At 57.3% G+C, this 23261-nt stretch carries 20 protein-coding genes and 1 riboswitch; of the genes, 4 read left to right on the forward strand and 16 right to left on the reverse strand.

Features of this window, described 5'->3' with window-relative positions; translation table 11 throughout:
• Nucleotides 1-14 precede the first annotated feature (14 nt).
• The 3 genes from ACWPW2_RS13040 (at nucleotide 15) to yegS (ending at nucleotide 3378) form a co-directional block, all read left to right on the forward strand.
• Nucleotides 15-746, forward strand: a complete 732-nt coding sequence (locus tag ACWPW2_RS13040) for a tetratricopeptide repeat protein (protein ID WP_454123381.1) — start codon at nucleotides 15-17, stop codon at nucleotides 744-746.
• A 117-nt stretch (nucleotides 747-863) separates the two neighbouring features.
• The gene (gene trhP, locus ACWPW2_RS13045; RefSeq protein ID WP_454123383.1) at nucleotides 864-2225 is read left to right on the forward strand and encodes a prephenate-dependent tRNA uridine(34) hydroxylase TrhP; all 1362 of its coding nucleotides are present in this window, start codon (nucleotides 864-866) and stop codon (nucleotides 2223-2225) included.
• Between the two features lie 250 nt (nucleotides 2226-2475).
• Nucleotides 2476-3378, forward strand: coding sequence for a lipid kinase YegS (gene yegS, locus ACWPW2_RS13050; protein ID WP_023479161.1), 903 nt, complete (start codon nucleotides 2476-2478; stop codon nucleotides 3376-3378).
• Between the two features lie 494 nt (nucleotides 3379-3872).
• Here the strand turns inward: yegS and ACWPW2_RS13055 are convergent, their stop codons facing one another.
• The 11 genes from ACWPW2_RS13055 to ACWPW2_RS13105 form a co-directional block, all read right to left on the reverse strand.
• Nucleotides 3873-4646: an ABC transporter ATP-binding protein gene (locus ACWPW2_RS13055; protein ID WP_054804408.1), complete on the reverse strand. Its 774-nt coding sequence runs from the start codon at nucleotides 4644-4646 to the stop codon at nucleotides 3873-3875.
• Nucleotides 4647-4656: 10 nt separating this feature from the next.
• Nucleotides 4657-5520, reverse strand: a complete 864-nt coding sequence (locus ACWPW2_RS13060) for an ABC transporter ATP-binding protein (protein ID WP_454123385.1) — start codon at nucleotides 5518-5520, stop codon at nucleotides 4657-4659.
• Complete coding sequence (locus tag ACWPW2_RS13065) at nucleotides 5492-6397, reverse strand: ABC transporter permease (RefSeq protein ID WP_124967850.1); 906 nt, start codon at nucleotides 6395-6397, stop codon at nucleotides 5492-5494. The genes ACWPW2_RS13060 and ACWPW2_RS13065 overlap by 29 nt, the downstream gene beginning before the upstream one ends.
• Entirely contained in the window at nucleotides 6394-7431 is a 1038-nt protein-coding gene (locus ACWPW2_RS13070; RefSeq protein WP_023478569.1) for an ABC transporter permease, read from the reverse strand. Before ACWPW2_RS13070 ends, ACWPW2_RS13065 begins: the two co-directional genes overlap by 4 nt.
• Nucleotides 7428-9056 carry an ABC transporter substrate-binding protein gene (locus ACWPW2_RS13075; protein WP_454123388.1) on the reverse strand — a complete coding sequence of 543 codons (1629 nt, stop codon included), beginning with the start codon at nucleotides 9054-9056 and terminating at the stop codon, nucleotides 7428-7430. Before ACWPW2_RS13075 ends, ACWPW2_RS13070 begins: the two co-directional genes overlap by 4 nt.
• Nucleotides 9057-9154: 98 nt before the next feature.
• Complete coding sequence (locus ACWPW2_RS13080) at nucleotides 9155-10309, reverse strand: mandelate racemase family protein (protein WP_289743520.1); 1155 nt, start codon at nucleotides 10307-10309, stop codon at nucleotides 9155-9157.
• 227 nt (nucleotides 10310-10536) lie between these two features.
• A complete protein-coding gene (fbaB, locus tag ACWPW2_RS13085) occupies nucleotides 10537-11589 on the reverse strand; it encodes a class I fructose-bisphosphate aldolase (protein WP_023478565.1) in 1053 nt (350 codons plus the stop codon).
• Between the two features lie 153 nt (nucleotides 11590-11742).
• Nucleotides 11743-12543, reverse strand: a complete 801-nt coding sequence (gene thiD, locus ACWPW2_RS13090) for a bifunctional hydroxymethylpyrimidine kinase/phosphomethylpyrimidine kinase (RefSeq protein WP_454123391.1) — start codon at nucleotides 12541-12543, stop codon at nucleotides 11743-11745.
• The gene (gene thiM / locus ACWPW2_RS13095) at nucleotides 12543-13325 is read right to left on the reverse strand and encodes a hydroxyethylthiazole kinase (RefSeq protein ID WP_454123393.1); all 783 of its coding nucleotides are present in this window, start codon (nucleotides 13323-13325) and stop codon (nucleotides 12543-12545) included. Before thiM ends, thiD begins: the two co-directional genes overlap by 1 nt.
• Before the next feature lie 35 nt (nucleotides 13326-13360).
• Nucleotides 13361-13457: riboswitch (TPP riboswitch) on the reverse strand.
• Nucleotides 13458-13533: 76 nt separating this feature from the next.
• Nucleotides 13534-14541, reverse strand: a complete 1008-nt coding sequence (locus ACWPW2_RS13100; protein WP_454123395.1) for an Rpn family recombination-promoting nuclease/putative transposase — start codon at nucleotides 14539-14541, stop codon at nucleotides 13534-13536.
• 103 nt (nucleotides 14542-14644) lie between these two features.
• A complete protein-coding gene (locus ACWPW2_RS13105; protein ID WP_023478571.1) occupies nucleotides 14645-15718 on the reverse strand; it encodes a LacI family DNA-binding transcriptional regulator in 1074 nt (357 codons plus the stop codon).
• Between the two features lie 268 nt (nucleotides 15719-15986).
• On the opposite strand from ACWPW2_RS13105, the gene ACWPW2_RS13110 reads away from it, so the two are divergent.
• Complete coding sequence (locus ACWPW2_RS13110; protein WP_454123397.1) at nucleotides 15987-17252, forward strand: maltoporin; 1266 nt, start codon at nucleotides 15987-15989, stop codon at nucleotides 17250-17252.
• Nucleotides 17253-17389: 137 nt separating this feature from the next.
• Here the strand turns inward: ACWPW2_RS13110 and ACWPW2_RS13115 are convergent, their stop codons facing one another.
• The 5 genes from ACWPW2_RS13115 to ACWPW2_RS13135 all read right to left on the reverse strand — a co-directional run bounded on the left by ACWPW2_RS13115 (nucleotide 17390) and on the right by ACWPW2_RS13135 (nucleotide 23215).
• A complete protein-coding gene (locus ACWPW2_RS13115) occupies nucleotides 17390-17701 on the reverse strand; it encodes a glucose PTS transporter subunit EIIB (protein WP_454123399.1) in 312 nt (103 codons plus the stop codon).
• A gap of 65 nt (nucleotides 17702-17766) precedes the next feature.
• Nucleotides 17767-19824, reverse strand: a complete 2058-nt coding sequence (locus ACWPW2_RS13120) for a beta-galactosidase (protein ID WP_454123401.1) — start codon at nucleotides 19822-19824, stop codon at nucleotides 17767-17769.
• A gap of 30 nt (nucleotides 19825-19854) precedes the next feature.
• The gene (locus ACWPW2_RS13125) at nucleotides 19855-21042 is read right to left on the reverse strand and encodes a glycoside hydrolase family 53 protein (protein ID WP_454123403.1); all 1188 of its coding nucleotides are present in this window, start codon (nucleotides 21040-21042) and stop codon (nucleotides 19855-19857) included.
• A 4-nt stretch (nucleotides 21043-21046) separates the two neighbouring features.
• On the reverse strand, nucleotides 21047-21898 hold the full coding sequence (locus tag ACWPW2_RS13130; RefSeq protein WP_023478572.1) for a sugar ABC transporter permease: 852 nt from the start codon (nucleotides 21896-21898) through the stop codon (nucleotides 21047-21049).
• Nucleotides 21899-21907: 9 nt separating this feature from the next.
• A complete protein-coding gene (locus tag ACWPW2_RS13135) occupies nucleotides 21908-23215 on the reverse strand; it encodes a carbohydrate ABC transporter permease (protein WP_454123405.1) in 1308 nt (435 codons plus the stop codon).
• Nucleotides 23216-23261: the final 46 nt, after the last annotated feature.

Raw genomic sequence — 23261 nt, forward strand, 5'->3', positions numbered from 1 at the left:
TTTATAAGGATGGGATGGTGAGGAAATATACCTACGGCGCGCTGGCGCTGATATTCGCGGCCTTCGGGTGCCAGGCAGAGATTACCGAAGCGCAAATGAAGGCTGACTGCGCCAAAATCAGCAGCTACGCAAAACAGGGCGAGACCTTCTACAGCGCGAAAAACTACCCAAAAGCGCGTGAAGCTTTTGAGCAGCAGGCGGCGTGGCTTGAGCAGTGCGAGTTTGGCAAGAATGATCCCAATGATGTGCTGATCGCCACCGCCTACAATAACGTCGCGCTGACCTGGATCCGCCAGGGTGAATACCGCAAAGCGCAGGCGTGGCTGACCATCATGCCAGATGACGAGAAGTCGAAATATAACCTGTCGCGCATTCAGGACAAGCTGGACGCGCTGCCGAAGCCGACCTCCCCTGCCGGTGAGTACTGGCAATATTCCGGGCGCAGTGGTTTCCAGACCCTCAAGCTGACATCGCAGGGCAACGACACCTATAAAGCTGACTGGGAAGGTGCCTACTACGGTCTGATGGGGCTCTACTCCGGGCCGAATATCGGCGAGTTCAGTGAAAAAGTGACGCTGAAAGAGGGTAAAGGCGATATCGTCATTTCGGATTTAGGCACTACCTGTAAGATTTCGCTGGCGCTTTCGCCGGATGGAAAAAGTCTCGCTATGAAAACCGACAACATCGACAACTGCGCTTTTGGTCATAACGTCAGCGCCGACGGTACCTATCTGCGCGTCAACTGAGACGCCGGTTTACTCCCCCGGCGCGCAGCGCTACAATTCCCGCCCTAAATTCAGGGGAACTCCCCTGCCGCCCCATGAGAATGGGGCGATCTGACCTGTCATCAGAATGAGATCATCATGTTTAAACCGGAACTTCTCTCCCCGGCGGGAACGCTGAAAAATATGCGTTACGCTTTCGCTTACGGCGCGGATGCCGTTTACGCAGGCCAGCCGCGCTACTCGCTGCGCGTGCGTAATAACGAATTCAATCACGAAAATCTGCAGATCGGCATTAACGAAGCCCACGCGCTGGGTAAGCAGTTCTACGTGGTGGTGAATATCGCGCCGCATAACGCCAAGCTGAAAACCTTTATCCGCGATCTGCAACCGGTGGTGGAGATGGGGCCGGATGCGCTGATTATGTCCGATCCGGGGCTTATCATGATGGTTCGTGAACACTTCCCGCAGATGCCAATTCACCTCTCGGTGCAGGCGAATGCCGTCAACTGGGCGACGGTGAAGTTCTGGCAACAGATGGGGCTGACGCGCGTAATCCTTTCCCGCGAGCTGTCGCTGGAAGAGATTGCCGAAATCCGCGCCCAGGTGCCGGAGATGGAGCTGGAGATCTTCGTCCACGGCGCGCTGTGCATGGCCTACTCCGGCCGCTGCCTGCTGTCGGGCTATATCAATAAACGCGATCCGAACCAGGGCACCTGCACCAACGCCTGCCGCTGGGAGTATAACGTCCAGGAAGGGAAAGAGGACGCGGTCGGCAATATCGTGCACGTTCACGAGCCAATCCCGGTACAGAATGTTGAGCCGACCCTCGGCGTTGGCGCGCCGACCGATAAGGTATTTATGATTGAGGAGGCGCAGCGTCCAGGTGAGTACATGACCGCCTTTGAAGATGAGCACGGCACCTACATCATGAACTCCAAAGATCTGCGCGCGATTGCCCACGTTGAACGTCTGACGCAGATGGGCGTGCACTCCCTTAAGATCGAAGGCCGCACCAAATCCTTCTACTATTGCGCGCGCACCGCGCAGGTCTACCGCAAAGCGATTGACGATGCCGCAGCGGGTAAACCGTTCGACACCTCACTGCTGGAGACGTTGGAAGGGCTGGCGCACCGCGGCTATACCGAAGGCTTCCTGCGCCGCCATACCCATGATGATTACCAGAATTACGACTACGGCTACTCGCTCTCTGAGCGCCAGCAGTTTGTTGGCGAGTTTACCGGCGAGCGCAAAGGCGATCTCGCGGCGGTGCGGGTGAAAAATAAGTTCTCCGTTGGCGATAGCCTCGAACTAATGACGCCGCAGGGCAACGTCAACTTTACGCTGGAGCAGATGGCGAGCGGCAAAGGCGAAGCGATGTCTGTGGCGCCGGGAGATGGTTATACCGTATGGTTGCCGGTTCCCCAGGATATGCCTCTGGAGTACGCGCTGTTGATGCGTATTTTCACTGGTCAGACAACCAGAAACCCGCACGGAAAGTAATTTAGCGGGGTTATTTTTACGCTGCGAAGATTCTTAGAATCGGATCACACACCGCCACGTTTAATGCGGTTATTATGCACTCCGCTGAAAAAACATAACCCATAAATGCTGGCTGTACCAGGAACCACCTCCTTAGCCTGCGTAATCTCCCTTACGCAGGCTTATTTTTTCTCCCTTTATCTGCTTTTTCCACGCCTTCGCTTTTCCTGAGATACACTTTCGTCATGGATTTTTTGTCAGGACGAAGAGAATGAGTACATTTCCCACAAGCTTATTGATCCTTAACGGCAAAAGCGCCGGTGACGAGCCGCTGCGCGAAGCGATAAATTTGCTGCGCGATGAGGGTATGGATATTCAGGTGCGCGTCACCTGGGAAAAAGGCGATGCCGCACGCTATGTTGCAGAAGCGCAGCAGCTTGGCGTCGCTACGGTGATTGCTGGCGGCGGCGATGGCACCATCAATGAAGTGGCGACCGCGCTGGTTAACTGCCAGGGAGAGAGTAAACCGGTGCTGGGTATTCTGCCCCTTGGTACCGCCAATGATTTCGCCACCAGTACTGCCATCCCCGAAGCGCTGGATAAAGCATTGCAACTGGCGATTGTCGGTAAAGCGGTGCCGATTGATATTGCGAAGGTGAATAATGAGACCTGCTTTATCAATATGGCGACGGGCGGTTTCGGTACGCGTATCACCAGCGAAACGCCGGAAAAACTGAAAGCCGCGCTCGGCGGTGTCTCCTATCTAATCCACGGCCTGATGCGTATGGATATGCTGAAATCTGACCATTGCGTGATTCGCGGCGAGGATTTCCACTGGGAGGGTGATGCGCTGGTGATCGGCATTGGTAATGGTCGCCAGGCTGGCGGCGGCCAGCAGCTCTGCCCGGAGGCGCTGATTAATGATGGTCAGTTGCAGCTGCGGATTTTTACCGGCGAAGAGATTATCCCCGCCCTCTTCACCACGCTGACCCAGCAGGAGGAGGATAATCCGCATATTATCGATGGTCACTCGGCGTGGTTTGAGATCACCGCTCCCCATGAAATGACCTTTAACCTCGACGGCGAACCGCTGCGCGGTGAGCATTTCCGTATGGAAGTGCTCCCCAATGCGTTGCAGTGCCGCCTGCCGCCGGATTGCCCGTTACTGCGATAGCATCTCGTAGGCCGGATAAGCGTTTACGCGCCATCCGGCATTATGACCGCGGCATCATTGCCGGATGGCGGCTTCGCCTTATCCGGCCTACCAAAACGCGCTTTCAGCGACACCGACTTTGTTTTTATCTGCAATATGACAGCGACGGGGTTGTGTCCCCGCTGAAATCGGCGAACCGAAGCGTGAATGACAAGGTCTGGACGCCATGGATGGCGGACAGAGGCGAACCGAGACAGGATGTCGAGTCGAGCCGGCCGCAGTCAGGCACGCGGGAGGTGAGCGCAGTGCGCAGCACCGATTTCCTCGCGGGGCCGCGGGGATTGACAAGGGGAGCGCGGCCGCTTCCCTTGTCCCGTTCACCGCACCGGTGATAAAAATATTCCGCCGCACGCCTGGTGAACGGAACCCTTCCACCAAGGCAACATGCCGCCGCCAATGCCTGATGGCGCTACGCTTATCAGGCCTACGCTGTTCCAGCGGCTATATACCGGTGATCAATACGCCGCTACCTCGCGTGCCATCTCGCGGCTATATTGCTGGCTGGCATTCACCAGCATCCGCGTATAATCCGTTTGCGCCGCGCCGCTAACCAGCGCATCCACCGTTAAGGTTTCAAGGATCTTGCCATGCTGCATCACCGCCACCTTCTGGCAGAGATGGGCAATCACCCCCAAATCGTGCGTCACCATCAAATAGGTTAACTGCGACTCCTGATGCAGCGCCGCCAGCAGGTTGAGGATCTCCGCCTGCACCGAGACATCCAGCGCCGAGGTCGGCTCATCAAGCAGCAGCACGCGCGGCTCCAGAATCAGCGCCCGGGCAATCGCCACGCGCTGCCGCTGTCCGCCGGAGAGCTGATGCGGATAGCGCTCGCGAAAAGCGCGGCTTAAGCCAACTTTATCCAGCAGTGTGTTGATGCGCCGATCGCGATCGTTAATGCCGTGGATTTGCAGCGGCTCTTCGAGAATATCGCCGATGGTGTGGCGCGGATGCAGCGAACCATAAGGGTCCTGAAACACCATCTGCACCAGCCGACAGCGCGGCCGGCTGAGGCGCTTCTCCAGCCGCTGGTCGTTAATCGCCAGCTCGCCCTGCCAGTGGGTAAACAGCCCCGCCAGGCACTTCAGCACCGTGGTTTTGCCCGATCCCGACTCGCCCACCAGGCCATAAATCTCCCCCGGCTGCACGGCAAACGTCACATCGCTCAGCACCTGGTTGCGCTTCTCCCCGTCGCCAAATGCCAGGTTCAGGTGATTTACAGTAATCATATGGCTCTCCTCACTCGCCCAGCCAGCTGGCCTGGCGCTGCAACACAGGCAGCACCGGTCGGCGGTTGTGGATCTCTGGCAGGGCGTGGATTAACCCCTGCGTATAGGGATGCTGCGCGTTATCGAGATCTTTGGCGGCAATCGACTCCACCACGCGCCCGGCGTACATCACCAGTACGCGATCGCAGAAGCTGCGCACCAGGTTGATATCGTGGCTGATAAAAATCAGCCCCAGCCCGCGCGATTTAACCAGATCGTCCAGCAGCCCCAGCACCTGCAAACGCACCGACACATCGAGCGCGGAGGTCGGTTCATCGGCAATCACCAGTTCCGGGTCGGTGATCAGCATCATGGCGATCATAATGCGCTGCCCCTGTCCGCCGGAAATCTCGTGAGGATAGAGGTGATAGACCCGCTCCGGCTGGCGAATACGCACCACATCGAGCATCTCCAGCACTTTGGCTTTCGCCGCTTTTTTCTGCCCCGGATGGTGAGTCAGCCAGGCTTCGGCAATCTGATCGCCGACGCACACCACCGGGTTCAGGGAGTACTTCGGGTCCTGCATAATCATCGAGATACGTTTGCCGCGCACCTGGCGCATCTGCGCCTCGGTAACCTGTTGCAGATCGATATCGCCAAACTGCATACGCTCGGCGGTGATCCGCGCTTTCGCCGGGTGCAGGCGCAGCAGCGCGCGCCCGACGGTGGATTTACCGGAGCCGGATTCGCCAACAATCGCCAGCTTCTCCTGACCAAGCGTAAAAGAGACGCCGCGTACCGCGTGGGTGACCGCACCTGCGTTGACGAAATCGACGTGCAGGTTGCGCACATCGAGAAGCGGCGAGTTATTCGCTACGGGGATCGAGGATGTCACGTAAGCCGTCTCCTAAGAAGTTGAACGCCAGGCTGTTGATCAAAATCGCCAGCCCCGGAATGGTCACTACCCACCAGCACTCCATCATGTAGGTGCGCCCGCTGGAGATCATCGCGCCCCACTCCGGATCCGGCGGCTGCGCGCCGAGGCCGAGAAAACCCAGCCCGGCGGCGGTCAGAATGATGCCCGCCATATTCATGGTGATACGGATAATCACCGACGGCAGGCAGAGCGGCACAATGTGCCGCCACAGCACCCGCACTGGCGAAGCGCCCTGCAACCGCACCGCTGAGATAAAATCCGCCTGGCGCAGCGATAGAGTTTCCGCCCGCGCCAGCCGTGCAATTGGCGGCCAGGCGGTGAGCGTGATGGCGATCACCACATGCTCAAGGCCGGGGCCGAGGGCGGCGACAAACGCCAGCGCCAGCACCAGGCTCGGAAAGGAGATAAAGATATCGGTGACGCGCATCAGCACCATATCGACTTTGCCGCCAAAGTAACCAGCGGTAACGCCGAGCAGCAGGCCGAGCGGGCCGACGGTGACAGAAACCAGCAGCACGATATAGAGCGTAATGCGCGAGCCATAGACCAGCCGGCTGAAGATATCGCGCCCGAACTCATCGGTGCCGAACCAGTGGGCGGCACTCGGCGCGCTCAGGGCATTGTTGAGATCCATCACCAGCGGGTGGTAAGGGGCAATCAGCGGCGCGAAGATCGCCACAATCAACAGCAGCAGGATAATACTGCCGCCGATAGCGGTGAGCGGGTTGCGCGCCATTTTGCCAATAAACCCCGCCGTGCGCCCAAAGCCACGCCTGATGCGCTGGCTGCGCTCGCGGCGGGCGGCTGACACAGGCGAATCAAATGAGACCGTCATGATTTCGTCCTCGGATCAAAGAGTTGATAAAGCATGTCGGAGAGCAGGTTCAGCAGCACGAAGATCACCCCTACCAGCAGCACACAGCCCATCACCGCATTCATATCGCCGAGCAGCAGGCTGCCGGTGAGATAGGAGCCGAAACCGGGCCAGGAGAAGACCGTTTCAATCAACACCGCCCCTTCCAGCAGCGAGCCGTAGGCCAGCGCCACCACCGTTAACAGCTGAACAAGAATATTTCGGAAGGCGTGATTCCAGATCACCTGCCGCTCGGTCAGCCCTTTCACCCGCGCAGTGATGATGAACTCCTGCGAAAGCTGCGCCAGCATAAAGCTGCGCGTCATGCGGCTGATGTAGGCGAGCGAGTGAAAGCCGAGCAGCGAGGCGGGCAGCACCAGGTGATTGAGCGCGTTCCAGAACACCTGGCCATTGCCCGCCAGCAGCGCATCAACGGTAATCAAGCCGGTGCGACGCGGCACCAGGCCATCAAGCCCCAGATCGAGCCGCCCGGCACCGCCCACCCAGCCGAGCCAGGCGTAAAACAGCAGCAGCCCCATCATGCCGACCCAGAAAATCGGCGTTGAGTAACCGGCCAGGCTGATGATGCGTACCACGTAATCGGCCACGCTGTTGCGCCGTGCCGCCGCCAGCACACCAAGAGGAATGCCCAGGCCAGCACCGACAATAATGGCGAAGGTCGCCAGCTCCAGCGTTGCCGGGAAGACGCGCAGAATATCGTCCAGCACCGGTTTGCCGGTCAACAGCGCATTGCCCAGATTGCCGTGCAGCAGGTTGTTAAGGTAGATGCCGAACTGCGTCATCAGAGACTGATCAAAGCCGAGCTGGTGGTAAACCTGCTGATAGGTGCTGTGATCGGCATCGGGACCGACAATCGCCAGCACCGGATCGACCGGCATCACGCGGCCAATAAAGAAAGTCAGCAGCAACAATCCGAACAGGGTGATCGCCACCTGGGTGAGGCGCGTCGACACCCGCCGGGCCCGCGAGCCGGGGGCAAGCAGTAGCATACTCATGGTTTCTCTCCTTCAGCGCCGTCGCGTTTGTAGACCTCACGCAGAAAGGTGGTTGCCGATGGATGCGACTGGAAGTTTTTCACCTCATTGCGCACCACTACCGAATCGACCATTTGCGACAGCGGGATCAGCGCCGGGATCAGTTGGTCATAACGCACCTGAATTTGCTGATAATCCGCCTTCTGTTTGTTCGGATCGCGCTCCAGCAGCGCCTGGTCGATCATCTCATTGAGCTGTTTATCGTAGAAGCTGGTGCGCCAGCCCTGGAAGTTAGTTAGCCGGGCTTCGTCGCTGTTATCGGGGTTATAAACCAGCGCGCGCAGGCTGGAGTGCGGGTGCGGCTCAACGCCGCTGCCGCCGCGCCCGACCAGCATGTCGAACTTGCGCTCGCGCATCGCGCCGTAGATCTGGTTGCCGGTGCCGGTAATAATTTTGGCGTTGATCCCGGCCTGCATCAGCGTCGACTGCACGGCAATGGCGATGTTGAGAAATGGCTGATCCGCCAGCACACGCAGCGTGGTGTCAAAGCCCTGCGGGTAGCCCGCTTCCGCCAGCAGCTTTTTGGCGCGCGGAATATCGAGCCGGTAGCCGGGGTCCGGCAGCGTCGACGGCATTCCCGCTTTAATCGGCCGCTGATGCAGCACGCCGTAGCCCGGCATCAGCGCGTTATTGATGCCCTGGTAATCAATCAGGTAGCGCACCGCTTCGCGCACTTTTGCATTGGCGAAATGCGGCTCTTTCATGCTCATCGCCACGTAGTAGACCGTGCCCTTCTGCACCGCCTCTACGGTAACATTCGGGTCTTTTCGCAGCGCGTTGATATCCGATACTGCCATGTTATTGGCAATATCGAGATCGCCTTTCGCCAGCATCAGACGCAGGGTTTGCGACTCCTGAAAATGGCGCAGCACCACACGGCTCAACTTCGGCTCTTCGCGCCAGTAGTGCGGGTTACGCTTCATGCGCAGCACATCTTTCGCCTGCCAGATCTCCAGCATAAACGGCCCGGAGCCGGCTTCATTGGTGGTCAGCCAGCGGTTGCCCCAGTCGTTATTCACCACATGAGCCTGCACGGTTTTGCTGTCGAGCACGCCGAGGTTGCCCAGCGCGCCAAGCGAGTAGAGCACCAGTTGCGGATCGTTGGCTTTTGGCAGGGTGATTTTTACCGTGTAGGCATCCGGGGCGCTGATCTGCTGGTCGATATTCTTTTTGCTGAAACCATAGGATTTCCACACCGAGGCCTGCGCAAGGTTAAGGTGCAAAAGCCTGCGCATCGACCAGACCACATCCTCTGCGGTTAAGGGGTTGCCGGAGTGAAATTTCACGTCGTCGCGCAGATGAAAGGTCAGGCTTTTACCATCCGGATCGATAGTCCAGCTTTTCGCCAGCGCCGGTTTCACGTTGGTCAGCTCGTTAGCGTCCAGTTCCACCAGCGAGTCGTAGAGATTGACGACAATACCGACCACTTCGTTCCCGGTCATCGCCGCCGGATCGAGGGTCAGCAGGTTGTTCATGTTCATGCCGATGATGAGCTGATCGGGCGGCGTTTTTGCCTCTGCCGCGCCGCTGCCCACCATCAACGAGAGCGCGAGTACGCACGCGCCCGCGAGGGAGGTTTTTTTCATCTATCTGTCGCCTGTAGGGTACGTTTTGCCGGTGGTGACAAGCACACAAACCGGCCCACGCGTCCCGAAAGTCCGTGCTTCCGGGCATTTTTTATTGTTCAGTCGTGGCTGACGGTGTTGGCTTCGATAAAGGCAAAGTTGATATCTTCCCCGAGTCCCGGACGCTGCGGCAGATGCACAAAGCCCTCGTCATCCATCGGGTCGACGATGCTGTTGAGATAAGCGGCGGGCTGGTCGTAGTCGAGGAACGGGTGCAGCAGGCCGCGCTCATACCAGCGGCAGTTGCGGATCGCACCGATGACCGCAAGGCTTGCCGCGCCGTTGCCGTGCACTTCGCAATCCATGCCGAAGGATTCGGCGAGGTTTGCCACTTTTAGCGTCGGCGAAATGCCGCCCACGCCGTTTGCACCGGCGCGCAGGATGTCGCAGGCCCCCGCTTTTACCCAGTCAGCGCGGCTGTGGTGTTTCCCGCCCAGGCTCTCCGGGCCGATAATCGGAATCGATAAGTTCTCCGCCAGCCAGGCGTAAGAGGACATGCTCTCCTCCTCCATCGGCTCTTCAAACCAGGCGAAGTTCAGCTTCTCCAGCTCTTTGCCAATCCACAGCGCTTCGGTGCGGCTGTACCAGTGGTAGCCATCGATCATCAGATCGATATCCGGCCCGACCGCTTCACGCACCGCAGCGCAGGCTTTGATATCCATTTTCGGGTTTGGCGCGAACTTCACCGGCGGCATCCAGGTGTGCAGCTTGATAGCCTTATAGCCGCGCGCCACCAGCGTTTCGGCAAAAGCCGCGTACTCTTCCGGCGTGGAGAGACCGCCCTCGAGATCGTCGCCGCACATGGTGCTGCCGTACGCCGGGACCTTATCGCGGTAGCCGCCGAGCAGTTTATAGACCGGCATATTGAGCTTGCGACCAATCAAATCCCACAGCGCCTGCTCAACAAATGAGAGCGCGCGCTCGGTCAGCTGATGCGCGCTGCCGCGCTGCCAGTGGACCAGATCCTGCCAGATGCGCTCGCGGTTAAAGGGATCCTGACCGACCATCACTTTGCGGAAAAATGCGGTGAGTACGAACGGGCGCACCACTTCCGGCGGCGCGAATGAATAACCGGTAGTGCCGTCGTCTGCGGTGATGGTTAACATCGCCATCTTCGCCTGCGTCTCCGGCCCCGGATGGGAGTGCCCGGCGCTGTCAGAGACCCGTCGCGTGGGGTGCTGAAAGACGGTGACGTTTACAGATTCAATTTTCATTCCGTATCCTTGAGTTTTGAAAAGCTGTTTCAGAACAAAATATATGCACAAAACCTGGTCACATCCTCGGACAAATAGCGCTAAGCAGCGACCATTTTTTGGGCATGCGCACAAGGATGCGTGACACTTTTCACAAAAGGTTACGGAAATGTGATCGGAGTCCGTAGGGGAAAGACGCGAAGGAGAGAGAAAGCCCCCTTCCTGGCGGAAAGGGGCAACAACGGAGATCAGGCGATGGTGATCTTCTCGTCGAGATAGACATCCTGTACGGCATTAATCAGCTTCACGCCGTCGGCCATCGTTTTCTTGAACGCTTTACGCCCGAGGATCAGCCCCATGCCACCGGCACGTTTGTTGATCACCGCCGTGCGTACCGCCTCGGTGAGATCCGCCTCGCCGCCGGAGGCACCACCAGAGTTGATAAGCCCGGCACGACCCATATAGCAGTTGGCTAACTGGTAGCGCACCAGATCGATCGGGTTGTCGCTGGTGAGCTTGCTGTAGACGCGCTCATCGGTATAGCCGAATTTCACCGCATTATAGCCGCCGTTATTCTCCGCCATCTTCTGCTTCACGATATCCGCGCCAATGGTGGCGGCAATGTGGTTCGCCTGGCCGGTGAGATCCGCTGAAACATGGTAATCGACGCCATCTTTCTTAAACGCGGAGTTGCGCAGATAAGCCCACAGCACCGTCACCATGCCCAGTTCGTGAGCACGCTCAAAGGCGGTGGAGATCTCTTCAATCTGGCGGCGGGATTCCGGCGAACCAAAGTAGATAGTCGCGCCGACCGCTACCGCACCCATATTGAATGCCTGCTCGACGCTGGCGTAGTAGGTCTGATCATAAGTGGTCGGGTAGCTGAGGGTTTCGTTATGGTTGAGTTTCACGAGGAACGGAATGCGGTGGGCATAACGGCGGGAGACCGAGGCCAGCACGCCGTAAGTGGATGCCACACAGTTACAGCCCGCTTCAATTGCCAGCTCGACGATATTTTTCGGATCAAAGTAGAGCGGATTGGCAGCAAACGACGCACCCGCCGAGTGCTCAATCCCCTGATCGACCGGCAAAATAGAGAGGTACCCCGTGCCTGCCAGCCGCCCGTGGTTGTAGAGGGTCTGCATGTTTCGCAACACCGCAGGCGGGCGGTTGTTGTCGATCATCACGCGGTCGACGTAGTCGTGTCCGGGCAGATAGAGCTGGTCGGCAGGAATGGTCATGCAACGGTGTTGCAGAAGGCTGTCGGCGTCTTTGCCAAGTAACTGCACAATATCAGTCATTACAATGCTCCCGTAAGCTTGCGCTTCGCGAATTGGATTGTCCTTACCCACCTTGCCTGGCGATGGGCAAACTAAGCCTGGTACTCTGGCGTCAGAATGTCCACCACCCGGCATTTTTTCAGCTTATTCTGCTGGCACGTTTCGGTTTCTGATTTACCACCACTGATGGAAGTGGTGCACCGGCCCGATCCCCTCGCCCACTTCAAGCGTATCGGCCTGTGCCAGCGCAGCGGTCAGCCACTTTTTCGCCTCTGCAACCGTTTCAGCCCAGCCGGTATGGCGCGGTCGTAGCGCCGCCAGCGCCGCCGAGAGCGTGCAGCCTGTGCCGTGGGTGTTTTTTGTCAAAATCCGCGCGGTAGTGAAGCGCTGCGCGCCATCGCGGGTGAAGAGCCAGTCGGGGCTTTCGGCGTCCTCCAGATGACCGCCCTTCATCAACACTGCTTCACAACCGAGCGCTAACAAAGCTTTGCCCTGCTCATGCATCTCGCGCTCGCTGCGCGCATGAGGCGCATCTAACAGCGCCGCCGCTTCCGGCAGATTGGGCGTGATAAGGGAAACCTGCGGCAGTAAATGCTGGCGTAGGGCGGCGACCGCCGCAGGGGATAACAGCGGATCGCCGCTTTTCGCCAGCATTACCGTATCCAGCACCACATTGCGCACCTGGTAATGGCGCAGACGCTCTGCCACCGCTTCGACAATATCGGTTTCCGCCAGCATGCCGATTTTGGTGGTGTCGATGCGCACATCGCTCAGCACGGAGCCCAGCTGGGCGGCAACAAAATCGGGCTCGATGCGGTACACCGACTGCACGCCACGGGTATTTTGCGCCACCAGCGCGGTGATCACCGAACAGCCATAAGCCCCCAGCGCCGAGAACGTTTTTAAATCCGCCTGGATCCCCGCCCCGCCGCTCGGGTCGGTGCCGGCAATGGTTAAGGCATTAATCCGTTTCATTACAATTCCTCCCCTTTCGTCGCCAGCGCATCAAGAAAGGCAGGCACAAAACTGCCAGGACCCGCGCTCTGCTTCACCGCGCGGCTGCCCGCCTGCTTCATGATCCGGCAGGCCGAGGCAACATTGAGCAGTCGCTCGCCGGGCAATGCGCAACAGGCAGCTACCACGGCCGAGAGCGCGCAGCCGGTGCCGACCACGCGCGTCATCAGCGGATCGCCGCCGCTGACGCTGAGGGTTTCTCTACCATCGGTGATGTAATCAATCTCACCAGTGACTGCGACCACCGCGCCGGTCTGTTGCGCCAGTTGCTGCGCCGCGGGCAGCGCCGCCAGTGCGCTATCGGTGGTGTCGACGCCGCGCCCGCCGCCTGGCATACCGGCCAGGGCGAGGATTTCAGAAGCGTTGCCGCGGATGGCGGCCGGTCGAAGAGAGAGGAGTTGTTGGCAGAAACCAGTGCGAAAGGCGAGTGCGCCAACGGCAACCGGGTCGAGCGTCCAGGGGGTTTGCGCGCGGTTGGCGCTCTCAATTGCGGCGTGCATTGCTTCAGCGCGTTCGCGCGTCAGGGTGCCGACATTGATAAGTAAGGCATCGGCGATAGCGCTGAACTGCTGCGCCTCTTCGCTATCAATGACCATAGCTGGCGATGCGCCGAGCGAGAGCAGCACATTAGCGGTAAAGGTTTGTACGACGTCATTCGTCATACAGTGAACAAGGGGAGAGAGTGTGCGGAGTTGCTGTAACGCGTGTGCAGAGTGCACAGGATCAAGCAGGTCAGGTTGCATCTTTTTTGCTCCTGCCCGGCGTGAAGAAGGGATGCCGGGCAGGCATCTGACTTCCCTACGCTGGCATTATCCAGATCAGGTGGTACGGGTATTTCTCAGCCTTCACGTAGAAGGGCACCCCGAGTCATAACATCAATAAATTGTGGTGAAACCGTTCAGTAGCTTAATGCTGGCAGCGTCACGTGTAAATGCGTATTTGCCCGTGCACTCAGTGGCGAATCTGCGCCAGTTCTGCTTCGGTAAGCCCGGTCATGCTCATCACCGTGCTGCGATCGAGGCCGTTTTGCAGCATCGTCCGTGCGATGCGGAACGCCTCTTCTTTGCGTCCCTTCTCGATACCGCGCTGCTCGCCGAGTTCAATGCCTTGTTCGATTCCTCGCTCAATGCCCTGTTCAATTCCTTGTTCAATGCCTTTTGCGAGACCTTTTTCAATACCTCTTTGTTCAAGCTGCTGTGCAATTGTCATCAATTGGTCCTCATGCTGTGGTGCCTTTAGCGCCAGTTCACGTACAAAGGCGTGCGCATCTGCTGTCTCGCCAGCGTACACCAGGTAGTTTATCAGCGAAGCTAATTGCTGTCGTGTGATGTGTTCGTTCACCAACAGCGTTGCGAGCCGGTCAAGAATTTCGCTTAAGTCGCGCTGATGGATATGTTTTTGTAACAGCGTCAGCGCCGCCATGCTGCGGTGATTCATTATTTCGTTATCCGGGATCACCGAGACATCAACGAGCGGAAAGCTACTGCTATAGAGCTCTTGCGCCGTTGCCGGGCTGACAAACAGCTCTAACCAGTTCGTTGACCACGGATAAGGGGTGCGCTTGCCGGTATAAAAAAGCAGGGGGATAACTAACGGTAGCGATTTATGCCCGGCATCAAGGTGTCTCTGCATCGCGGCAATCGCGTACCGCAGTAACCTAAAGGCCATATGGCGATCGGGGGTGGATTGGTGCTCAATCAGCACATGAATATACCCCTCCCCCGCGCGTGTTTTCAGGCTGTAGAGCACGTCGCTGTAATAAGCCCGCAGGTTCTCTTCGACGAAACTTCCCGACTCCAGCCTGAGCGTTCGTAAATCGCAGAGTGCCAGTAAATGTGCAGGCAGATGCAGTTCTATAAAATCCCTGGCCGTCGTCGGGTTGGTCAAAAACTGTTTGAATGCCGCATCGTGCGGCGTGGGGGTGATCTTTTTTTTGCGTTGCGTGGTCGTATCGGACATCAAGGGTTTGCCTCCCTGGCTTACGTTATTTCCCTCTAAATATCACTAAAATCTGACCACGCCTAGATATGCTTTTTCTGAAAAAACCAATTAGCTTTCCCTGTTATTTCATCAACTTATGCGCAATAACCTGCAACTGTTGGGCTATCTCTTGCAGGTTCGCGCTCTGCTCCTGCAATGCGCCGGTAGAGTGACGCACAATCAGCCGCGCAGGGAGTACGGATGAACTACGGGCGGCATCGCCGTGGCCGCTGTCGAGCAGACGACGCACCGCCTCTTTGCCCTGCAAATCGAGATCCAGAGAAACGGTGGTTAACGACGGATGGAAGAAGGAGCTTTCATAGGTGTCATCGTAACCGATCACCGATTTCTCGCCGGGGATGGCGATCTGATGTTGATGAAACGCGCTCAGCACGCCGAGCGCCATCTGGTCATTCCCGACCAGAACGGCGGTAAAATTCGGCGTTTCGCGCAGCATCTGCAGTGCGCCTGCGTAACCGCTCTGCGCATCCCAGTTACCGTGGAATACTTTCACTGGTTTCAGGCCGTAGCTATCAAGGGTGTCAACCCAGCTTTTTAGCCGCAGCTTTGCCGAAACGGAGCTTTCAGGCCCCGCCAACAGCGCGATATCGCGGTGCCCTAAATCATAAAGATGTTTGACGCTCGCACGTGTACCGTCCGCCGGGTTGAACGAAACATTAAACACCGAGCTGTAAGGGTCAACGTCGAGGAACAGGCAAACAATATCATCATTGTCAGCCGCAATGCGCTGGGCTTCATCGGTCTCCAGCGGCACGTTAATGATCACCTTATCGACCAGCTGCGACTTCAGTTCGTTGATCGCCGACTGGATATCATGATTGACGTTCTCATCAATCATTGAGATTAGCACCTGGTAGCCGTCGAGATTGGCATAGCGTTTTACCGCCGCCGCCACCTGAGAGGGGGCATGCAGCGCCAGCGAAGTGGTGACCAACCCAAGGGTCTGACTCTGCTTACCCACCAGCTGTTGCGCCAGCCGGTTCGGCACATAACGCAGCAACTCTATCGCTTTCTCAACCTTGAGACGCGTGGCTTCGGATACATTGGCAGATTTATTGAGTACCCTGGACACGGTCTGATAGGAGACACCCGCATGGCGGGCAACGTCTTCCAACGTCGCGCTTTTAGACTTCATGGTCCGGTTCCTTATGTTGTTATGCGCCAATTGTAACAGGGCAGATCAAAAAAAACGCTCACCGCTCATTTCCTCGCCGCTTTAGCCGCCAATAAGTATCACGCTCACAATACGCATAAATGTGAACGAATTCTCCACCTGTAACAAAAATCGCTAATTTATTTGCACTTAATCACACATTTCAGATCATAAGTTTGCCTGTTTTTACAATTAAGCATTTTATGACTGCGATTATGTGAACGTAATACAAAACAATAAGAGGAACACGATGAAGACTCCACTACGCACACTCTCTCTCGCGTTAGCCGCTGCGCTGACCTCAACCTCGCTGATGGCGGCCACCTCGGTACCCATCGATTTTCACGGCTACCTGCGCGGCGGCGTGGGCGTGTCGGGCGATGGCGGCCAGGTGGAGTGGCAGAAAAATAAGATTGGTCGTCTGGGCAATGAATCCGATACCTACGGCGAGCTCGAGCTGGGCTCGGAAGTCTACAAAAAAGATGACGTCAGCTTTTACCTCGACAGCATGGTCAGCATGGTCTCCGATGGCTCCAACGATAACGAGACCACCATCGGCGACGATGCGCAGTTCGGCTTACGCCAGCTGAACCTGCAGATCAAAGGGCTGATCCCAAACGATCCCAACGCGGTGATCTGGGGCGGTAAACGCTACTATCAGCGCCACGATCTGCACATTATCGATACCAAATACTGGAATATCTCCGGCTCCGGCGCGGGGATCGAAAATTACACCTTCGGGCCGGGCGCCGTCTCTTTTGCGTGGATCCGTGGCGATGCCAATGACGTGGATTACCGCGTTGATAACGACAATGACGTCAATATTAACTATCTCGACCTGCGTTATGCCGGCTGGAAACCGTGGGCGGGCGCGTGGACGGAGTTTGGCATTGATTACGCCATGCCGAATCCAACCAAAAAGCAGAAGGCTTACGGCGGGCTGTACGACGCGGATGATGGCGTGATGCTGACCGGTGAAATCAGTCAGGATATGCTCGGCGGCTACAACAAGCTGGTGTTGCAGTACGCCAACAAAGGGCTGGCGCAGAATATGGTGTCGCAGGGCGGCGGCTGGTATGACATGTGGAACTATGTCAACGACGCTACCGGCTATCGCGTCATCAACACCGGGCTTATCCCGATCACCGACCGCTTCTCCTTTAACCATGTGTTGACCTACGGCGCGGCCGAAGATACCACTGCGTTTACCGACAAATCCCGTCTGGTGTCGCTGGTTGGTCGTGCGCAGTATCAGTTCACCGAATATGTGCGTCTGATTGGTGAAGTGGGCGGCTTTTACCAGAAGGATAACTACAAAAACGGCACCAACTATAAGCAGAGCGGCGAGAAGTACACTGTCGCGCTGGGTCTTGCTGACGGTGCCGATTTTATGTCGCGTCCGGAGCTGCGCCTCTTCGCCTCTTATTTAAATGACTCTGAAGATGGTAAATCCTTTGAAGATGGCACCAAAAATAATACCTGGAACTTTGGTGTGCAGGTGGAAGCCTGGTGGTAAATAGCCGTTATATTTACCGTTTTAAAAAGCGTATCTAATTAACCTCATTCGTTATCTCTGAGACTTGCAGGCTTATATTGCCACTGCGTTCGTTATTGTTTATTTGGGATACTCTTCCGAGTATCCCTTTTTTATTACTAACGGGAAGAGAAACGCTCATCGAGTAATTTACGCAGCGCGTCAGACTGCTTGCCAAAAATAGCATGTACCTGTTGGCCGAGAATAATCACGCCCAGCGCCCCCTCATCCTGTAGCGCCTGAGAATCGACCCGGGTTAACTCTTTTACCGTGACGCGCAGGCGTGTCAGACAGGCATCAATCTGTTCAATATTTGCCTCACCGCCAAACGCCGCGGCCAGTCGCTCAATTTTCAACACCTCGGCCTCACTGAGCGGGGTGGCCGGTTTGGCCTCAGAGAAGTAATGCAGGAAGGATTTAAGGCTTACCATTGCAGGTCTCCGTAATCAGCAGATAAAAAAACGCCTGCCCGGATGGGCAGGCGTACAGAGCGGGCTTAGGCGTCGCGGCGAACGACGCGGCAGTTCCAGGGTTTGAGCGCCAGCGCACCGCTGACGGCGGCCTCGCTCAGGCAGTCGTGATAACCCGGCGGCAGCGTGATGCTCTGCTGCTGCGCGGTAAAGTTCTGAATAAAAACAAACGCCTGTTCACCATCTTCCCGCGCGGTCGCCACCACACCCGGCGGCAGCTCAACGTTAAGCGCACGCGGCAGCGATAGTGTGTCGATGAGATTAGCGAAGAAGTCCCGCTGGAAGGCGAGATCGTTACGCGAGGCGACATGCCAGGCTTTGCCCTTGCCGAAGGCGTTGACCGTGACCGCCGGACGACCGGCATAGAAATCATCCCGGTAGGTTGCCAGCGGCTGCGCGCCCTCGAGCTGAATCAGCTCGCAGAGATGGCGCACCTGATACGGCCCCTGTAAGCCCGCCTCGTTGCCCGCCAGCCCCTGCACCAGGTTTCGTTCATGGTCGTCGAGGCAGTCGATCTCCTCTGCCCAGATGCCAAGCAGGTTGCGCAGCGGGCCGGGGAAACCGCCCAGATGGCAGAGATCGCTCTCATTGACCACGCCGCTCCAGTAGGACGTGACCAGATGACCGCCGCTGGCGACAAAACTCTCGGCGCGTTCAGCGAAGCCGTCGCGCACCATATAGAGCATCGGGGCGATCACCAGATGGTAGCGGCTGAGATCGGCATCGGCATTAATCACATCCACCGCCACGCCCTTCTCCCAGAAGGGTCGGTAGTGTTCGTTCACCGTCTTCTCATACTCCATGCCTTTGTTGCGCGGCCCCTGCGCATCATCCAGCGCCCAGCGGTTCTGCTGGTCGAAGATAATCGCCACCCGCGCCTCGGTGCGACAGCCCATGACCGGCGTCAGCTTGCTGAGCATCTCGCCGAGGGCGGAGACTTCACGGCCAACGCGGGTATCAAGATGGCCGACGTGATCAATCACCGCACCGTGGAACTTCTCCACCGAGCCACGGCTTTTGCGCCACTGGAAGTACTGCACCGAATCGGCGCCGTGCGCCACCGCCTGCAAAGAGGAGAGAATATGCATACCCGGCTTTTTCAGCTTGCTGGTTGGCTGCCAGTTGGTGACGCTTGGCGTCGACTCCATCAGCACGAAGGGCTTGCCGCCTTTCAGCGTGCGCATCATGTCGTGATACATGGCGGTGTAGCAGGCGAGCTGGGTTTCATCTTTATCGCGGTGCCACATCGGGTAGCTGTCCCAGGAGATAAAGTCGATCGCCTCGGCAAGCTGCCAGTAGTCGTAATCGTAGAAGTACTCCATAAAGTTGGTGGTCACCGGCAGCGCCGCGTTGGCGGCCTTCAGCGGGGCGACTTCATGGCGGCAGAAATCGGTTACCTGGGCGGTGTTAAAGCGTCGCCAGTCGAGATTAAGGCCATGAATGGAGACTTCGCCCTGCGGCGCAGGGGACTCAATTTGCGACCAGTCGCTGTAGGTGTGGCTCCAGAAGTCGCTCCACCACGCGTGGTTCAGCGCCTCCAGCGTCTGATAGCGCGCCTTTAGCCAGTCGCGGAACTTCTGCTGACATAAATCGCAGTGGCACTCGCCGCCATACTCGTTGGAGATGTGCCAGCCGAGCACCGCCGGATGCTGCCCGTAACGCTCCGCCAGCAGTGTGTTGATCTTCAGCGTCTTTTCACGGTAGACCGGCGAGCTCATGCAGTGGTTGTGGCGACCACCATGCAGCGCGGGCACGCGATCGCGCCCGACGCGCAACACTTGCGGGTATTTTTGCGACATCCACGCCGGACGCGCACCGCTCGGCGTAGCGAGAAATATATGGATACCGGCGGCATATAATTTCTCAATCACCTCATCGAGCCAGGCGAAATTAAATACCCCCTCCTGCGGCTCGAGTTTCGACCAGCTAAATATCCCGACCGACATCACATTACATTTTGCCTGCTGCATCATGGCAATATCGCTATCGATAATACCGGGATAGTTTTCCCACTGCTCCGGGTTATAGTCCGCGCCATGCAATAGCGAGACGACCTTCGGGCTTAAAGGCGCAAATTTATTCATTATTCATTCCTGAAATTTACAACACGATAATTAATTAAAGACTTTCACCGACGGCAGCACTTTTCCCTGGCAATCAAACAGCGCCTGGTTTTCTCGCGCATTGCCCTCTTTCCACTGGTCATTGATATATTTCATGCCAGCGGGCGTGGCCCAGCCGTTGCCCGGCACGGCAATCCAGGTCGGTTCCCAGTAAAAAATGCCCTTGCCGCGCTGGCCCTGCACATTGATGACCGACTGCATTAAATCGTGCACATAGTCATATTGCCCCTGCACAGTCGCCGGGTAGCCGCCCGCCTTCTCCTCTTTCGCCTGGAAGCTGTTCTCGGCGTTATCGCAGTTCGCCAGCGTATAGGCGTAGGCCGCCTCGACGACGATGACATCTTTGTTGTAGCGCTTGCTGATGTCATCCATGTTGGCCTGCAGGGCGCTGATTGGCCCGTTCCAGTAGGTGTACATCGACAGGCCAATCACATCGAAAGGCACGTTGCGTTTGGTTATCTCATCAAACCACCAGCGGAAGGTGTCATTTTTGGTCCCTTCGGCGAGGTGCAGCATGATCTTCACCTGTTCGCCGTTATTCAGGTTCTCTTTGACCCCATCGATTCCGGCAGTAAGCAGCCCGGCCAGCCGGTCAAACTCGCCGCCGCCCTGCCCCCAGCTTTTACCCTCCGGCCAGAGCATGCCGCCGTTGATCTCATTACCGATCTGCACCATGTCCGGCAACACGCCCGCCTGCTTAAACTGCGCAATCGTGTCGCGGGTGTAGTCATGCACCCGGCTTTTTAGCTGCGGATAATCGAGCTTCTCCCAGGCTTTCGGTTTGAACTGCTTGCCCGGATCGGTCCAGAAATCGCTGTAGTGCAGATCGAGCAGCAGCTTCATGCCCTGCGCTTTTGCCCGCTTCGCCAGCGCAAGGGTGGTGGCAAGATCGTTGTCGCCGCCGCCGTAGGCATTGCCCTGCGCATCTTTCGGGTCGACCCACAGCCGCAGGCGCACATAGTTGACGCCGTTGGCTTTCAGGATAGCCAGCGCATCCTGCGGCTGGTTTTTGTCGTTATAGAATTTCGCCCCGTGCTTTTCCGCATCGAGCAGCGTGGAGATATCCGCCCCTTTAATAAAGTCGGCGGGCATTTGGGTAAACGGGCGCGTGGTCACCGCGCTGGCAGAAAAACTGGCAGCGAGGCATACCGCCAGCAGAGCGGGAGTCAGTCTTTTCATATGCTTATCCTTTTGTACTGCCGGAGGTGAGGCCGGAGACGAAGTATTTTTGTAACGCCAGGTAGAGGATCGCCACCGGCACCGCAATCAGCACCGCACCCGCGGCGTAAGTGGTGTAGCTGGCACCCATTTTTTGCGCCACCAGGTTATAGAGCCCAATCGGCAGCGTGTATTTATCCGGCGTGCGCAAAATGGTGCTTGAGAGGATGAAATCCCCCAACGGGCCGGTGAAGGAGAAGAGCGCCACCACCGCGATAATCGGTTTCGACAGCGGCAGGATGATCTCAATAAAGATGCGGAAGTTGCTGGCCCCATCCATGCGCGCGGACTCATCAAGATCGCGCGGAATGGCATCCAGGTAGCCCTTCATCAGCCAGGTGTTCATCGGGATCATCCCGGCAACGTAGATCAGCACCAGCGCCATATGGCTGTTGATAAGCCCGAGTAGCTGCGAGAGAACGAAAATCGCAATCAGCGCCGAGAACTGCGGGATCATCTGCAACAGCAGAAAGAGCATCAGCCCGTTCTGGCGGCCTTTAAAGCGAAAGCGCGAAAAGGCGTAGGCGGTAAAGCTGACGCTGATTAGGGTCAGGATCATCGTCAGCAGGCTGATCTTCATCGAGTTCCAGTACCAGGTCAGGTAGTTCACCTGGCCGTTAAAGAGATCGGCATAGTGCTGGAACGAGAGATTTTCCGGGATGATCGAGGTGCTGAGCAGGCTGTTGCCGGCATTCAGCGATGCGCCAATCGTCCACACCAGCGGGTAGATAATCGTCAGCGACACCGCTGCTATCACCAGCCAGGAGAGCGTCAGGCGAATAACCTTCTCGCGGCGAATACTTTGTGATTGAGCCATTTTCTTCCCTTATGCCATGTCGTCGTTTTTGAACGATTTGGTGGCGCGGAACTGCCACAACGCCAGGCCGACGACAAAAATCGACAGCAGGATGGTGATGGTGGCCGCGATGGCGTACTGCGATGAGGACATCGTCAGCTTATAGATCCACGACACCAGAATGTCGGTACCGCCCGCGTTCGCGCCGGCCACCGCCGGTCCGCCGTTGTTAAACAGGTAGATGATGTTGAAGTTGTTAAAGTTGAAGGTGTATTGCGTGATGATGATCGGCGCAATCGAGTAGAGCACCAGCGGCAGCGTAATGGTGCGCAGCCGGGTAAAGGTGCCCGCGCCATCCATCTTCGCCGCTTCATACAAATCGTCGGGAATCGCCTGCAATACGCCGGTGGTCATGGCAAAGACAAACGGGAAACCGAGCCAGGTCTGCATCATGATCAGCGCGGTTTTGGTCCAGAAGGGATCCGTCAGCCACGGTTTTGGATCGATGCCGAAGAAGGCGAGGATCGCGTTGTTGATGACGCCAAAGGAGTCGTTGAACATCCCGGCGAAGACCAGAATAGTGACAAAGCCCGGCACCGCCCACGGCAGGATGAAAATGGTGCGTATCAGCGGCTTAAAGCGCAGATCTTTCTGGTTCACGAGGATCGCCAGCAGCACGCCGACGCTGCACTGCAAGGTGGTCGCCAGCAGCGTCCACACCACCGTCCACTGCAGCACGTCAAAGAAGGTTGAGCGCCAGATCGACAGGGTAAAAATATTGATGAAGTTCTTTAACCCAACCCAGTCGACCAGTTTGGCAGGCGGCGTGTGGTAGAGGTTGTAGTTGGTAAAGGCGATGGCGAAGCCGAAGAGGATCGGGAAAATCACCACGAACACCAGCAGGATAAAGCCCGGCGTAATCATCAGGTAGGGGAAGCCGTCGCTGAGCAGCATCTGGTACTGCTTGCGCACGCTGTTAAGCGGCTTACCGGCGTCGCGTTTTTTGCCATTCAGCCACGCATCGCGCATTGAGAGCCCCCACACCATCAGGCCAAAGGCGATAATCAGCACGCTGATGATCCCTTCTGCCAGCAGGAAGATGGAGTTATCGCGCGGCACCTCTTCACCAAGGGTGTATAACCCCCATAGCCCTTCGCGCAAAAAATCAGCGAAGATGCCGGTAAAACTCGCCAGCAGCACAAGAAAGATAAGGCCTTTCAGCCACTGGCGATGGTAGAACTGGCCAAAGCCCGGCACGATGGCCAACAGCAGCCCGCACCACGCGTGACGCCCTGCGCCGGGCGCTTTGGCAAAATGTTCGCTGGGACTGATAATCACGTACGACTCCTTTTCGACAACGGGAGGTCGCCCTCCCGTTTCTGTA

The organism is Kosakonia sp. Marseille-Q7440 (assembly GCF_965119485.1).